Origin of the sequence: Sphingomonas sp. FARSPH (genome assembly GCF_003355005.1) — a bacterium.
Taxonomy (GTDB): domain Bacteria; phylum Pseudomonadota; class Alphaproteobacteria; order Sphingomonadales; family Sphingomonadaceae; genus Sphingomonas.
Window position 1 is genome coordinate 2,948,984 of the sequence record NZ_CP029985.1, and the last position, 14,162, is coordinate 2,963,145.

At 67.4% G+C, this 14,162-nt stretch carries 12 protein-coding genes and 1 tRNA gene; 8 read left to right on the forward strand and 5 right to left on the reverse strand.

Translation table 11 applies throughout. From position 1 onward, the window contains the following. Positions 1 to 94: 94 nt before the first annotated feature. From DM480_RS13970 to DM480_RS13980, 3 genes are read right to left on the reverse strand one after another with little or no spacing between them, the layout of a single operon-like run. The gene (locus DM480_RS13970; RefSeq protein WP_443026397.1) at positions 95 to 1,372 is read right to left on the reverse strand and encodes a cell wall hydrolase; all 1,278 of its coding nucleotides are present in this window, start codon (positions 1,370 to 1,372) and stop codon (positions 95 to 97) included. A 29-nt stretch (positions 1,373 to 1,401) separates the two neighbouring features. Then, positions 1,402 to 2,322: a cysteine synthase A gene (gene cysK, locus DM480_RS13975; RefSeq protein WP_115379957.1), complete on the reverse strand. Its 921-nt coding sequence runs from the start codon at positions 2,320 to 2,322 to the stop codon at positions 1,402 to 1,404. Further along, positions 2,319 to 3,671 carry an MFS transporter gene (locus DM480_RS13980; protein ID WP_115379959.1) on the reverse strand — a complete coding sequence of 451 codons (1,353 nt, stop codon included), beginning with the start codon at positions 3,669 to 3,671 and terminating at the stop codon, positions 2,319 to 2,321. Before DM480_RS13980 ends, cysK begins: the two co-directional genes overlap by 4 nt. A gap of 332 nt (positions 3,672 to 4,003) precedes the next feature. Between DM480_RS13980 and pdhA the strand changes: the two genes are divergently transcribed. Together pdhA and DM480_RS13990 are read left to right on the forward strand one after the other, a co-directional pair. Beyond that, complete coding sequence (pdhA, locus tag DM480_RS13985; protein WP_115379961.1) at positions 4,004 to 5,050, forward strand: pyruvate dehydrogenase (acetyl-transferring) E1 component subunit alpha; 1,047 nt, start codon at positions 4,004 to 4,006, stop codon at positions 5,048 to 5,050. Position 5,051: 1 nt separating this feature from the next. Then, positions 5,052 to 6,476, forward strand: a complete 1,425-nt coding sequence (locus tag DM480_RS13990) for a pyruvate dehydrogenase complex E1 component subunit beta (RefSeq protein ID WP_115379963.1) — start codon at positions 5,052 to 5,054, stop codon at positions 6,474 to 6,476. A gap of 69 nt (positions 6,477 to 6,545) precedes the next feature. Here the strand turns inward: DM480_RS13990 and DM480_RS13995 are convergent, their stop codons facing one another. Beyond that, positions 6,546 to 7,013, reverse strand: a complete 468-nt coding sequence (locus tag DM480_RS13995; RefSeq protein ID WP_115379965.1) for an Lrp/AsnC family transcriptional regulator — start codon at positions 7,011 to 7,013, stop codon at positions 6,546 to 6,548. A 184-nt stretch (positions 7,014 to 7,197) separates the two neighbouring features. Here DM480_RS13995 and DM480_RS14000 point away from each other — a divergent pair, with 184 nt between their 5' ends. The 3 genes from DM480_RS14000 (at position 7,198) to DM480_RS14010 (ending at position 10,305) form a co-directional block, all read left to right on the forward strand. Next, complete coding sequence (locus tag DM480_RS14000; RefSeq protein ID WP_232834015.1) at positions 7,198 to 8,892, forward strand: histidine kinase dimerization/phospho-acceptor domain-containing protein; 1,695 nt, start codon at positions 7,198 to 7,200, stop codon at positions 8,890 to 8,892. Positions 8,893 to 8,945: 53 nt separating this feature from the next. After that, positions 8,946 to 9,890 (forward strand): WalW protein, encoded by a 945-nt coding sequence (locus tag DM480_RS14005; RefSeq protein WP_232834016.1) that lies wholly within the window; start codon positions 8,946 to 8,948, stop codon positions 9,888 to 9,890. A gap of 181 nt (positions 9,891 to 10,071) precedes the next feature. Beyond that, positions 10,072 to 10,305, forward strand: coding sequence for a hypothetical protein (locus DM480_RS14010; protein WP_198665845.1), 234 nt, complete (start codon positions 10,072 to 10,074; stop codon positions 10,303 to 10,305). A gap of 113 nt (positions 10,306 to 10,418) precedes the next feature. Here DM480_RS14010 and DM480_RS14015 read toward each other — a convergent pair whose 3' ends face one another. Beyond that, positions 10,419 to 11,435 carry an LLM class flavin-dependent oxidoreductase gene (locus DM480_RS14015; RefSeq protein ID WP_115379973.1) on the reverse strand — a complete coding sequence of 339 codons (1,017 nt, stop codon included), beginning with the start codon at positions 11,433 to 11,435 and terminating at the stop codon, positions 10,419 to 10,421. Between the two features lie 159 nt (positions 11,436 to 11,594). Here DM480_RS14015 and DM480_RS14020 point away from each other — a divergent pair. From DM480_RS14020 to DM480_RS14030, 3 genes are all read left to right on the forward strand, one after another. After that, positions 11,595 to 11,684 (forward strand) — tRNA-Ser (locus tag DM480_RS14020). A gap of 233 nt (positions 11,685 to 11,917) precedes the next feature. Beyond that, positions 11,918 to 12,910, forward strand: coding sequence for a lytic murein transglycosylase (locus tag DM480_RS14025; RefSeq protein WP_232834017.1), 993 nt, complete (start codon positions 11,918 to 11,920; stop codon positions 12,908 to 12,910). Positions 12,911 to 12,990: 80 nt separating this feature from the next. After that, on the forward strand, positions 12,991 to 14,157 hold the full coding sequence (locus DM480_RS14030) for a D-alanyl-D-alanine carboxypeptidase family protein (RefSeq protein WP_115379977.1): 1,167 nt from the start codon (positions 12,991 to 12,993) through the stop codon (positions 14,155 to 14,157). Positions 14,158 to 14,162 lie beyond the last annotated feature (5 nt).

Consider the following 14,162-nt stretch of genomic DNA (forward strand, 5'->3'; position numbering starts at 1 on the left):
ATCCTCCCCGCTCGCGGGGAGGGGGGCCGCCGCAGGCGGTGGAGGGGACGTGCCACACACGCTGCACCGCGTGGCAGCGCCCCTCCGTCGGCCCTTACAGGCTGCCACCTCCCCGTGCCGGGGAGGAGACGGGTTCGTCACCCTTGCGCCGCACGCCGCCGAGCTCCGCCGGCCCGCGTTGCTCCGGCGCCGGGGCGGGCGTCGGCGTCGCGCTCGGCGTGACCGTCGCCGCCGGCGCCGCGGTCAGCATCACCTGCTGCTTCATGCACTGGGTGCGCACCGGCCGCGGCGTCTGCTGGCAGTTCCACAGGCTCTTCTCGATCCCCGCCGCCCGGTCGCGCATGTAGCTGAAACTCATCGTCGCGATCTGCGCCGCCTCCAGCGGCAGCGCGGCCGGCGTCCTGGTCGCATCGGTCCAGCCCGAGAATTTGCACACCGGCCGATCGCCGCACGCCTTCGCCGCCAGCGCCGGATAGGTTTCGGGCGCGACGCCATGCGGCAAGGTGACGAGGAAACTGTCGCTGGTCCCCGCGACCGTCACAGCCTGCGCGCCCGTCGTCGCGGCCGCCGCCTCGGCCAGCGCCGCCTGCGCCTCGACAAGCGCCGCACCCGTCTTGTGCGCATAGGACACGGGCGCGAGCTGCGCGACCACCGGCTCGCCTGCCAGCATGTGGCGGTTGAAGGCGGGCGGCGTGCCCCACCAGCCGCTCCAGCGAAAGAACAGGTGGCTGCCCACCGCGGCGATCTTGTCGAGGCTCGCCTGCCAATAAGGCACCACCCAGTCGGTATGGTAATGCGTCGCATAGCCGACGGGCCTGTACACCGACCCCGACAGCGCCATCGCCGCGACCGCACGGGCGCGCGTCCATGCCGCCTCGCCCGGCTTCCACCGCGTCAGCGCGCCGTCGCAGCTGAAGGTGAACTGGCAGCCGGTGCTGCGATCCTGGCCCTCGAAAACGACGCCGCACACCGTCTTGGGAAAGGCGGGATGGCGCAGCCGGTTGAGCACTACCTGCGCCACCGCGCGCTCGCCCGTCGCGTCGTCGCCCGCCTCGTAGAGGACGCCCGCCGCCAGACAGTCGGTCGCGCGCGCCAGATCGTCGGCGCTGCCGACATAGCGAAACGGGCGCGCCGCGGGATTGGAGTCGGTGGAGAAGGGTACCGACGCGTTGAACGCGCGGGCATCGTCGGGCGACAGGTCGACAAGCCGTACCGGTTCCACCGGCGGCAGCTCCGCCGGCGGCACGACGCGGCGCGGCGGCAGCTTCACGCGGGCGACGGCGGCGTGCGGGATTGCGGGCGGGTGCGTCACCACCCACGCGGGCACGCCGAGCGCCAGCGTCGCCGTACCGGCGAGGACGATACGGATCACCGCGCGTCCCCGCGCGCCAAGCGGTTCGTTCACTGTTCGGGCAGGAAGTCCGGTACCGACAGATACCGCTCGCCGGTATCGTAGTTGAAGCCGAGCACGCGCGCGCCATCGGGCAGGTCTGGGAGCTTCTGCAGGATGGCCGCGAGCGTCGCGCCGGACGAGATGCCGACGAGCAGGCCTTCCTCACGCGCGGCGCGGCGCGCCATGTCCTTGGCAACCGCGGCGTCGACCTCGATCACGCCGTCGATCGCCTGCGTGTGCAGGTTGGCGGGGATGAAGCCTGCTCCGATGCCCTGGATGGGGTGCGGCCCCGGCTGGCCGCCGGCGATGACGGGCGAGGCGGCGGGCTCGACGGCGAAGACCTTGAGGTCGGGCCATTCCTTCTTGAGTGTCTCGGCGACGCCCGTGATATGGCCGCCGGTGCCGACGCCGGTGATGATGACGTCGATCGGCGAATCGCGGAAATCGTTCAGGATCTCTTGCGACGTGGTGCGCACGTGCACGTCGATGTTGGCGGGATTTTCGAACTGCTGCGGCATCCACGCGCCCGGCGTCTGCTCGACCAGTTCCAGCGCGCGTTCGATCGCACCTTTCATGCCCTTCTCGCGCGGGGTCAGGTCGAAGCTCGCGCCATAGGCGAGCATCAGCCGCCGCCGCTCGATCGACATCGATTCGGGCATGACGAGGATCAGCTTGTATCCCTTCACCGCTGCGACCATCGCCAGGCCGACGCCGGTATTGCCGCTGGTCGGCTCGACGATCGTGCCGCCGGGTTGCAGCCGGCCGTCCTTTTCCGCCGCCTCGATCATCGCGAGTGCGATCCGGTCCTTGATCGACCCGCCGGGGTTCGACCGTTCGGACTTGATCCACACTTCGGAATTGGGGAACAGCCGCTGGATGCGGATATGCGGCGTGTTGCCGATCGTCTCCAGGATCGTATTGGCCTTCATGGCTTGTCGTCTCCGTGGCTGGTGTCTGTCGTCGGATGTTCGGGAGGATCAAAGGTTCGCGCCCGCCGGAGTTCCGGGAACAGCCGCGACCATAGCAGCGTGACGCCGATCGCGCCCAGTCCGCCGAATACGACCGCGCCGACCGGGCCGAGCACCGAGGCCATCACCCCGCTTTCGAACTCGCCAAGCTCGTTGGACGCCGAAATGGTGAGCTGCGACACCGCGCTCACCCGGCCGCGCATCGCATCGGGCGTATGCAGCTGGATCAGCGACTGGCGGACATAGACCGACACCATGTCCGCGCCGCCGGCGCAGATCAGTGCGGCGAGGCTGAGCAGGAAGGCCGGGTGGACGAGGATCGCGGTGCCGCCGAATGTGAGCGTGCGCGCCTCAAGGCCGAGCGCGCCGGTGATGTGGCTGGCGATGCCGAACGTCAGTATCGACAGGCCGAAGACGACCACCGCGACCAGCATCTTGACGCCGACGTTGGTCGTCATCGGCCGTAAGGAGAACCAGACCGCAGTCGTCGCCGCGCCGATCCCCATGCCAGCCGCGAGCAGGCCCAGCCCCTGCGACCCGACGTGCAGGATGTCGCGCGCATAGACGGGCAGCAGCGAGGTTGCGCCCGCGAGCAGTACCGCGAACAGATCAAGCGTGATCGCTGCCTGCACCAGCCGGTTGCGTCGCACGTAGCTGAAACCCTCGACGATCCGGGCAAGCGGACGATGGTCGCTTTGCGCGGGCGGCTGCGGCACCGGGCCGATCAGGAAGATAAAGAGCAATGCGATCGCGAACAGGATCGTCGCGACGCCATAGGCGACCTCGGGATGGATGGCGTAGAGCAGGCCGCCGACGCTCGGGCCCGCGATCGTGCCGACCTGCCACGCGATCGAGCTGACCGCGATCGCCGTCGGCAGGCTCTCGCGCGGCACCAGATTGGGCGCGAGCGCAGAATAGGCCGGGCCCGAAAAGGCGCGCGCGACGCCGAACGCGACCGCGGCGGTGAACAGCGCGGCCAGCGTCAGGTGGCCGGTCGCGGTGAGCAGCCAAAGCGAGGCGGCCGTTATGACAAGCAACGCCGTCGTCCCGCGCACGATCCAGCGCCGGTCGACGCTGTCCGCGACCAGCCCCGTGACGGGGGTCAGCAGGAACAGCGGCACGAACTGCGCGAAGCCGATCATCCCCAGCATGAACGCCGCCTGCCGCACGTCCATCGTCTCTCGGGCTAGGTTGTACACCTGCCAGCCGATGACGATCGACATCGCCGAGACGGCGATCGTGCCGCTGAACCGGGACAGCCAATAGCTGCGGAAATTGGCGATGCGGAACGGGTGCGTCGGCTTGCTCATCTGCCGCGCGGTTTGGCGTGCCGTGCGGCAAAGGGCAACAAACTTGCGCTATGCACCGGTGTATCGAGGCACTGTCCTACATCGCATGTTTATGATATGTTCTCGCCATGCCTGCCTTGTTTGATCCTAGAAGAAGGGCTGCGATCCCGGTCGGCCGCCCTTCCGTCGCGCAACAAGATTGCGCGAGTTGGTGTCAATTTTGTCAAGACTCGCGCCGCCGCGGTCACGGGAAACGCTACGTAACGGCCATCTTTGCGCAGGGAATTGATGTTCGCGCAAAACCCGGCCTATAGGCGCTCCCACACTCTTCCCCAGGACCGTCGAGGTATTACGTGGCCAAATCGCCTGCCGCTCGTCCCGCCGAACCGCTGCTCAGCAACCGCGAGCGGCCCGCAGACCCCAAGCCGTTCGAGGCGACCAAGGACCAGCTGCTCGACTTCTACAAGCAGATGCTGCTGATCCGCCGTTTCGAGGAAAAGGCGGGGCAGCTGTACGGGCTCGGCTTCATCGGCGGCTTCTGCCACCTGTATATCGGCCAGGAAGCGGTTGCGGTCGGTCTGCAGTCCGCGCTCAACGGCGATACGGATTCGGTCATCACCGGCTATCGCGACCACGGCCACATGCTCGCCTATGGCATCGATCCCAAGATCATCATGGCCGAACTCACCGGGCGTGCCGCGGGCATCTCGAAGGGCAAGGGCGGGTCGATGCACATGTTCTCGACCGAGCATAAGTTCTATGGCGGCCACGGCATCGTCGGCGCGCAGGTGTCGCTGGGCACCGGCCTCGCCTTCAAGCACAAATATTCCGAGGACGGCGGCGTCTGCCTCGCCTATTTCGGCGATGGCGCGGCCAACCAGGGCCAGGTGTACGAGAGCTTCAACATGGCGGAGCTGTGGAAGCTCCCGATCATCTTCGTGATCGAGAACAACCAATACGCCATGGGCACCAGCGTTAACCGTGCCTCGTCCGAGGACCAGCTGTATCGTCGCGGCGAGAGCTTCCGCATACCCGGTATCCAGATCGACGGCATGGACGTGCTGGCGTGCCGCGGCGCTGCCGAAGAGGCGCTCGCCTGGGTCCGCGCGGGCAAGGGCCCCGTCATCCTCGAGATGAAGACCTATCGCTATCGCGGGCATTCCATGTCCGACCCCGCCAAATATCGCAGTCGCGAGGAAGTGCAGGCGGTGCGCGACAAGTCCGATCCCATCGAGCACGTCAAGAAGCTGCTCGAAGGGCACGGCGTCGGCGAGGCCGACTTGAAGTCCATCGAACAGGAGATCCGCAAGGTCGTGAACGAAGCCGCCGATTTCGCCGAAAGCACCCCCGAGCCCGAGGCGGGCGAGCTGTATACCGACGTGCTGGTGGAGAGCTACTGAGATGGCGATCGAGATCAAGATGCCCGCGCTGTCGCCGACCATGGAGGAAGGCACGCTGGCCAAGTGGCTCGTCAAGGAAGGCGACGTCGTCAAGTCCGGCGACATCATGGCCGAGATCGAGACCGACAAGGCGACGATGGAGTTCGAGGCGGTCGACGAGGGCACGATCGGCAAGCTCGTCGTCGCCGAGGGCACCGACAATGTGAAGGTCGGCACCGTGATCGCGACGTTGCTCGCCGAGGGTGAAAGCGGCGACGATGCCGCCGCCGCGCCGGACGCGACCAAGGACGACAGCCCGAAGGCGGACGCCAAGGCCGACGAAAAGAAGGCCGACACGGTCGAGGATTCGGCGCATCCGGCGCAGGAGAAGGTCGACACCGGCGCGCGCCAGCTGTTCGAGGCTGCCGCCAACGAGGGCCGCGCCGATCCGACGATCCCCGAGGGCACGGAGATGGTGAAGACCACCGTCCGCGAGGCGCTGCGCGACGCGATGGCGGAGGAAATGCGCGCCGACGACCGCGTCTTCGTGATGGGCGAGGAAGTCGCGCAGTATCAGGGCGCGTACAAGGTCACGCAGGGCCTGCTCGACGAATTCGGCGAGAAGCGCGTCATCGACACGCCGATCACCGAATACGGCTTTGCCGGCGTCGGCACGGGCGCCGCGATGGGCGGGCTGAAGCCGATCGTCGAATTCATGACGTTCAACTTCGCGATGCAGGCGATCGACCACATCATCAACTCGGCCGCTAAGACCAACTACATGTCCGGCGGCCAGATGCGCTGCCCGATCGTGTTCCGCGGCCCCAACGGCGCGGCGAGCCGCGTCGGCGCGCAGCACAGCCAGAATTACGGCCCGTGGTACGCCTCCGTCCCCGGCCTGATCGTGATCGCGCCGTATGATGCGGCCGATGCGAAGGGCCTGCTCAAGGCGGCGATCCGCAGCGAAGACCCCGTCGTCTTCCTCGAGAACGAGCTGATGTACGGCCGCTCGTTCGACGTGCCCAAGATGGACGACTACGTCCTGCCGATCGGCAAGGCGCGGATCATGAAGCCGGGCAAGGACGTGACCTTGGTCAGCTATTCGATCGGCGTCGGCATTGCGCTCGAGGCCGCCGAAACGCTGGCGGGCGAGGGGATCGATGCGGAGGTCATCGACCTGCGCACGCTGCGCCCGCTCGACAAGCAGACGGTGCTGAAGAGCCTCGCCAAGACCAACCGCATCGTGGTGGTCGAGGAAGGCTGGCCGACCTGCTCGATCGCGTCGGAAGTCGCGGCGTTCGTGATGGAGGAAGGGTTCGACGACCTCGACGCGCCGGTGCTGCGTGTAACGGACGAGGACGTGCCGCTGCCCTACGCCGCAAACCTCGAGAAGAAGGCACTGATCAGCGCCGACAAGGTGGTCGCGACCGTCAAGAAGGTCGTCTAAAAGAAGTAAGGTGAGGGGGGCTTCGGCCCCCCCTCACGCGGTGTTCCCGCGACCGCGGGAACGCCTATGTCAGTCGGCGGACACCGGAATACCGGACACCGACTTGGCGGTACGGATCGTCAGTGACGTCTTGACGCTCGCCACGTTGGGCGCGGGCGTCAGGTGCGTGGTCAGGATTTCCTGGAAGCTCTTGAGGTCCGCGGCGACGATTTTCAGGATGAAATCGATCTCGCCGTTGAGCATATGGCATTCGCGCACCTCCGGAATGCCGGCGACATGCGCCTCGAAGGCGGCGAGGTCGTGCTCAGCCTGGCTGCGCAGCGACACCATCGCAAAGACGGTGATCGGAAAACCCAGGCTGGCTGGGTCGAGGTCGGCGTGATAGCCGCGAATGACGCCCGCCTCCTCCAGCGCGCGGACGCGGCGCAGGCAGGGCGGCGCGGTCAGGCCGACGCGTTCGGCGAGTTCGACGTTGGTCATCCGTCCATCCGCCTGGAGATGGGCGAGGATCTGCCGATCGATCCGATCGAAGGACATTGCGTGCAACTCTCCTAATACGCGCCGACGATCGGCAGGCGCTGCCTTTAAACATAAGAAAATTACGGCGCAACGCAATTGTCCCACATTGCGACGGGTCACATTTGCCGGTTTCCACATGGAATCTCCGGCGGTAGGACAGGTATGCGGCTCCCCTGTTACGGAGCGCAGGAGTTGCACCCCGTTGCGTTTCGATGACAGCCTCAGCACCGTGCTTTCCGCCGACATGGACAGCGGGGTCGGCGCGCGATCGGCTTGGCGGCAGTTGATCGACCTGATCGGCCGCGGCCGCGCGCAGCCGGACGCCGCTGCGATGGCGCGGCTGCGTGCCTTGCGCGCCAACGTGCCGGTCGAGGTTCGCGCCGCCAGCGGTCGCGCGCTGGCCTTTGCCACGCCTCCGGCAGCGCTGGTCCGCTTTCTGGCCGAGGACGTCCTTGCCGTGTCCGCGCCCGTGCTGCGCATCGCGACGCTCGACGCGGAAGACTGGCTGGCGATGCTGCCCGCGCTGACGCCCGAGGCGCGTGCCGTGCTGCGACATCGCCGCGACCTGCCCGCCGCCGTCGTGCGCGGGCTCGAGGCGTTCAATCCGGTCGACTTCGTGCTGCCCGACGAGACCGGCGCCTCCACCCCGTCGCCCGCGGCCGCCCCCGTGCCATCCTCTTCCGTCATACAGATCGCCAGCTTCCGCGCCAGCGAGCCGGTGGAAGCGATTGCGGAGGCCGTTCCCCCGATCGACCTGACGCCGGCGCCCGATGGCGGCTATCATATCGCCGACGTGGTCGCGCGGATCGACGCCTTCCAACGGCAGCGGGACGAGATCGCGCCGGAGGCGTCGACGGTCACCGTGCCAACCGCGTTCCGCTTCGAAACCGATGCGGCCGGCATGATCCGCACGGTCGACGGTGTGGCGCGCGGGCCACTGATCGGGGTCCTGCTGGGACGCGCTGCGACGCAGGGACTGGTCGGCGTCGACGCGGTGATCGCGGGGGCGTTCCGTCAGCGGCAGCGCTTCAACGCGGCGCGGATCGACATCGGGGGCGGTTCGGATGCGGCAGGAACCTGGCGGGTCGCCGGAACGCCGTCGTTCGATCCGGCGAGCGGCCGTTTCGTCGGCTATGCCGGGATCGCCCGCCGGCCGCGCGCCGACGAGGATGTTGCCCCGTCGCGGCGTATGGCATCCGACTCGTTGCGCCAGCTTGTCCACGAGCTTCGCACGCCGACCAATGCGATCGCGGGGTTCGCCGAACTGATCGAGGCGCAACTGCTCGGACCGGTGAGCGACGTGTATCGCGGCCATGCCGGAACGATCCATGCGCAGGCGATGCGGCTCGTCGCTGCGATCGACGACCTCGATACCGCGGCGCGGATCGAGGCGCACGCGCTCGACCTGAAGGCGGAGGCGGTCGATCTCGCCGCGTTGCTCGATCGCGTTGTCGAGGACCTTATGCCGCTCGCGGCAACCCGGCGCACCGGGTTCGACATCCATCCGATGGCGGCGGATCACATCGCGGTCGTCGATTCGCGCGGGGTCGAGCGACTCGTGTCGCGGCTGCTCGCGGCGCTCGCCGCATCGGCCAGCCCCGGCGAGCGGATCGACATCGCTGAAGCCCCAGCAGCGGATGGCGAGGTGGCGCTCTGCTTCGCGCGGCCGATCGCGCTCGGGACGGGCGATGCGGACGACACGCTGTCGATGCTCGATATCGAGGGCGACGACGGTGGCGAGGATGGCGCGCTACTCGGGGTCGGTTTCGGATTGCGGCTGGCTCGTAACCTTGCGCGCGAGCTGGGTGGCACGCTGGTATTCGGCGACCATCTCTTGACATTGCGGCTGCCCGCGGTCGTCACTGGACATATGGAGCGGGCGACCATCGGATCGTGAGCGGTACGCAGCGCCCGCCTTATCGGGTCCCGCCTCCGCCGCCGGATACACACGTGCGATGGCCCGCAGATTTCGGGCGGCGCTTCGTGGTGTTCGTCGATGTCGAAGAAGAGTTCGACTGGTCTCAGCCGCTCGACAAGGCACAGCGCGCGGTCACCGCGACCGCTGCGCTGCCGGACGCTTACCGGCGCTTTGCCGACGCGGGCGTCGGCCTCGCGCTGATGGTCGACCATCCGGTCGCGGCCGATCCGGCTGCGGTGGCGCGCATTCGCGATATTCTGGATGATCCGCGCTGTTCGCTTGGCGCACAACTTCACCCTTGGGTGACGCCGCCCTACGCCCCGCCCGCGGACGGCGACAGCTTCGCCGGCAATCTCCCCGTCGCGCTGGAGGCCGCCAAGATCGACGCGTTGACCGATCTGTTGGTGGCGGCCTTCGGGCGACAGCCGTTGGCCTTTCGCGCCGGCCGCTACGGTATCGGTCCGGCGACGCTGGGGCTGCTCGCCGCGCGCGGCTATCGGATCGACACGTCGATGCGGTCGCGATATGATTATTCGGGGCAGGGCGGTCCGGACTTTCGCACGATCGGCAACCACGCCTTCCACCGCGACGGCATGATCGAGATGCCGCTAACCACGGTGTTCACAGGCCGCCTGCGGCGCTCGGGAGCGTGGCTCCATCCCGTCATCGCCGGGTCGCGTCCGTTCGCCGGTGCGCTCGCGCGGGCGCGGCTGCTGGAACGCATCGCGCTGACGCCCGAGGACATGCCGATCCGCGCTGCGCTGGATGCGGTATCGATAGCTGTCGACGAGGAGGACCTGCGCTTACTCTCGTTATCCTTCCACTCGCCCTCGCTCGCGCCTGGTCATACGCCCTATGTCCGGGACGCCGCCGACCTTCGCCGGTTCTGGCGCTGGTGGGATGCGATGCTGGCGCATCTGGCCCGACTGAACGTACGCCCGATCACGCTCGACACGCTTTCACATGCCGCCGCTTGACGTAATCGGCATCGAGCGGACGAACAGTATTTTCCAATGTCGCCGATAAAATTGCGCGAGCGTCGGCCTTTATCTTCAAAATGCACCATTTTGCCTGACGATTTTGCACTGCAGCGCGAACTGGACTTGAATTCCGGTCAGAATCTGCGATGAAGCAGGCTCACCATCGAAGGGGAGTACCATGGTTTCCAAGACTCTGATGGCGCTGGCTGCTGCGACGCTCACGGTTGCTCCGGCCGCCGCCGCCCCGGCCAACCCGGCCGCCAGCCTGTCGGTCGCCAAGTCGGTTCGCACCGGCTCGGTCTCGGGCAAGAAGAACGAGCTCGCCGGTGGCGGCATCATCGTCGCGGTGATCGCGGCGGCTGCCGTCGTTGCGGGCATCATCATCGTTGCCGACAGCAGCGACAGCAACTAAGATCGTTTCCGGTCGCGCGGCGGGGTTCCCAAGGCGCGCGCTGCCGACCATGACGGTTACGCAAGGGGGGCAGATGCCCCCCTTGTTGTATCTGATGTTCCTGCCGCGGTGCGTCACCGCCAACCGAGCGCTGGCGCCACCTGCGTCAGGATGCTTTCGATGACGTGCGCATTGTACGCGACGCCAAGCTGGTTGGGCACGGTGAGCAACAGCGTATCCGCCTCTGTGATCGCCTCATCATTCCGCAGTTGTTCGACCAGCTTGTCGGGCTCGGCGGTATAAGACCGGCCGAAGATGGCGCGCATGTCGTCGATTACGCCGATCTGGTCACCGCCCCCATCTCGTCCGAAATAGGCGCGGTCGCGGTCGTCGACCAGCGGAAAGATCGATCGCGACACCGATACGCGCGGTGCATGGGCGTGCCTGGCCGTGTCCCACGCGGCGCGATAGGCGCGGATTTGCCGCGCCTGTTGAACGTGGAACGGCTCACCCGTCTCGTCCGCCTTCAACGTCGAACTCTGCAGGTTCATGCCGCGTTGGGCCGCCCAGACCGCCGTCGCATCCGACGCGGACCCCCACCAGATCCGGCGACGCAGACCATCGGCGTACGGCTCCAGGCGGAGCAGTCCCGGCGGGTTGGGAAACATCGGACGCGGGTTCGGTTTGGCAAAGCGGCGACCTTCGAGAAGCTGAAGAAACACATCGGCGTGACGGCGGCCCATGTCGGCATCGCTTTCGCCCGCGGCGGGCGCATAGCCGAAGTACCGCCAGCCCTCGATCACTTGCTCCGGCGATCCGCGACTGATGCCCAGTTGCAACCGGCCGCCGCTGATCAGATCCGCCGATCCGGCGTCCTCGACCATGTAGAAAGGGTTTTCGTAGCGCATGTCGATGACCCCGGTGCCGATCTCGATCCGCTTCGTGCGCGCACCGACCGCGGCGAGCAGCGGGAAGGGCGAGGCGAGCTGCTGCGCGAAATGATGGACCCGGAAATAGGCGCCGTCCGCACCCAGCTCCTCCGCAGCGATCGCGAGTTCGATCGACTGGAGCAGGACGTCCGCGGCGGACCGCGTCGCCGAATGCGGCGTGTCCGACCAATGGCCAAACGACAGGAACCCGATCTTTTTCATGCCGATCCTCATTTTGCAGCCGGGCTTGCCACGTGCCCGGCGCGGTATCCGTGCCTACATCGGGTCTTGGATGAACCGGGGCAAGCGGGCGCGGCCCCGCAGGGGACTTGAAGAGGAATGCGAACTCCGGCATCGCAGCGCTCCGCCGGGTAACGGCCTGGAAGAGTGTCCGAGTGGTTTAAGGAACCGGTCTTGAAAACCGGCGAGCGGGTGACCGTTCCGTGGGTTCGAATCCCACCTCTTCCGCCAGTCTCGCGTTTGGCATTCCGGCAGGTGCACGGCGGTATTCGGGCGAACGACCGGGCGCGGCCGTGGGCCTTTCACCTTCGTCATGGACGTCCGCGCCGTTACACCGGCTGCCGCGACACGGCGTGCCCGCGCCACGACGATCCGGGGTTCACCGCGGCGGGCGGGTGTGGCACGAGCAGAGCATGTGGGGGCTTCGATCACAACGGTGGCTACGGGTCGCATCGCTCGCGGTGATGGCGGTGCTCGGCTGCGACGCACCCGCCGCAGCGCAGGATGAAGCGGGATTTCAGGCGTATCTGCCCGAATTGCGCGCGCAGGCGGTGGCAGCCGGCGTGCGGCCGGCGACGATCGATGCCGTCTTTCCCACGCTGACGCTCAGCATGCGGACGATCGAGCTCGATCGCGCGCAGCCCGGCAATCCGGGCAGCAGTGCCACACCGCCGTTCGCGCCTTATCGGCGCAGCCACGTCGACGCGGCGCGTATCGCGCGCGGTCGCGCGATGTATCAGGCGCAGCGCGGGCGCCTGGCGAGCGTGGAACGGCAGACAGGCGTGCCCGAATCGATCATGGTCGCCATCTGGGGGCACGAGACCAATTACGGCGCCTATACCGGCAACTTCGATCTGCTGCGCAGCCTCGCGACACTCGCCTACGAGGGGCGCCGGCGCGCGCTGTTCGCCGGCGAATTCATCGCCGGGCTGAAGATGCTCGATCGCGGCGTGCCGCGCGCACAGCTGACGGGCAGCTGGGCCGGGGCGACGGGCAATCCGCAGTTCTTGCCGTCGGTCTACCTGCGCCTGGGTCGCGACGGCGATGGCGACGGCCGCGTCGATATCTGGAACAGCCCGGCCGACACGCTGGCGTCGATCGGCAATTATTTCGCCAACGCCGGCTGGCGCCCGGGCCAGCCATGGGGTTTTGCGGTCAGCGTCCCGGCGGAGTTCGACAGATCCGACCTCGCCAGCCGACTCGTCTCGCCGCGATGCCCGCGGGTGTTCGAGCGGCACAGCGGTTGGAAGACGATGGCGGAATGGCGCGCGCGCGGCGTGGTGCCGCAGGGCAGGGCATGGCCGGCCGACTCCGTGCTGGCCACGCTGATCGAGCCCGACGGACCCGGACAGACGGCGTATCTGCTCACCGGCAATTACCGGGTGATCCTCGACTATAATTGCTCGAACTTCTACGCGCTGTCCGTCGGCCTGCTCGCCGATGCCGTCGAGGGATGACGCGGCACCCCCATCGGCTTATGGTCGTCATCCTCACCCAAATTCGCCACCTCCATGTTTCGAAAGCGTCAGACCCTGCCATGAACAAGCTGCTCGCCGCTCCGCTTCTCGTCGCCCTGCTCGCCAATCCGACGATCGCCGCCGCGCCGCAGTTCCAGGGGACGGCGCCGATCGCCTATATGGAGGATCTGTCGTCGGGTGCGGTGCTGTACCAGCACGATGCCGATCGCCGCATGCCGCCCGCCTCGATGGCGAAGATGATGACGGTGTATGTCGCGTTCGACCTCATCAAGAAGGGCGAGCTGAAGCTCGACCAGACGATGCCGGTCCGTCCGGAAACCTGGCAGAAGTGGCACGGCCCGCAGGCGGGATCGACGATGTTCCTGTCGTCGGGCGAGAACGTCAGCGTCGAGAACCTGCTGAAGGGCATCGTCACGCTGTCCGGCAACGACGCCTGCGTCGTGCTGGCGGAAGGGATCAGTGGCACCGAACAGACGTTCACCGACCGGATGAACGATGCGGCCAAGCGTATCGGCCTGACGAACAGCCATTTCGGCACCTCGAACGGCTGGCCCGATGGCGGCGCCACCTACGTTACCGCGCGCGATCTGGCGCATCTGGCCGCCGCGACGATCCGCGATTTCCCGGACCTCTACAAGCGTTTCTACTCGCTGCCCAGCTTCACCTGGGGCAAGACGCTGGGCGCGGGGGCGGATATCACGCAGGCCAATCGCGATCCGCTGCTCGGTCGCGTCGCCGGTGCCGATGGCCTGAAGACGGGCCATACGGATGAAGCCGGTTATGGCTTCACCGGGTCAGCGGAACAGAACGGGCGGCGGCTGGTCATGGTCGTCGCGGGGCTGCCCACCTATACCGGCCGCGCGGAAGAATCGGTGCGGTTCATGGACTGGGGCTTCCGCGCATGGCAGGCGAAGCCGGTCGTTGCCGCGGGCCGCGAGGTTTCGACCGCAGAGGTACAGATGGGCAGCGCGCGCAGCGTCGGGCTCGTCGCGCCCAAGCAGCTGACGGTCACCCTGCCCGCAGGCGCTGCGCCGCAGCTGAAGGCGAAGGTCGTCTACGAAGGGCCGGTTCGTGCGCCGATCAAGCAGGGTCAGCATATCGCGGACCTCGTCATCCAGTCGCCCGACATGCCCGAACAGCGCCTGCCCCTAGTGGCGGCGAACGATGTTGGCGAAGCGGGCTTCTTCGGCCGCGCCTGGGCGGGGCTGACGTCGCTGTTCGGCTGATCCGC

What these genes read in the sequence shown, in the direction of transcription:
- DM480_RS14030 (WP_115379977.1), top strand. Translation starts at nt 12,991, where the DNA reads ATGAACAAGCTGCTCGCCGCTCCGCTTCTCGTCGCCCTGCTCGCCAAT.
- DM480_RS13990 (WP_115379963.1), top strand. Translation starts at nt 5,052, where the DNA reads ATGGCGATCGAGATCAAGATGCCCGCGCTGTCGCCGACCATGGAGGAA.
- DM480_RS13980 (WP_115379959.1), bottom strand. Translation starts at nt 3,671, where the DNA reads ATGAGCAAGCCGACGCACCCGTTCCGCATCGCCAATTTCCGCAGCTAT.
- cysK (WP_115379957.1), bottom strand. Translation starts at nt 2,322, where the DNA reads ATGAAGGCCAATACGATCCTGGAGACGATCGGCAACACGCCGCATATC.
- DM480_RS14025 (WP_232834017.1), top strand. Translation starts at nt 11,918, where the DNA reads ATGGCGGTGCTCGGCTGCGACGCACCCGCCGCAGCGCAGGATGAAGCG.
- DM480_RS14010 (WP_198665845.1), top strand. Translation starts at nt 10,072, where the DNA reads ATGGTTTCCAAGACTCTGATGGCGCTGGCTGCTGCGACGCTCACGGTT.
- DM480_RS14015 (WP_115379973.1), bottom strand. Translation starts at nt 11,435, where the DNA reads ATGAAAAAGATCGGGTTCCTGTCGTTTGGCCATTGGTCGGACACGCCG.
- DM480_RS13995 (WP_115379965.1), bottom strand. Translation starts at nt 7,013, where the DNA reads ATGTCCTTCGATCGGATCGATCGGCAGATCCTCGCCCATCTCCAGGCG.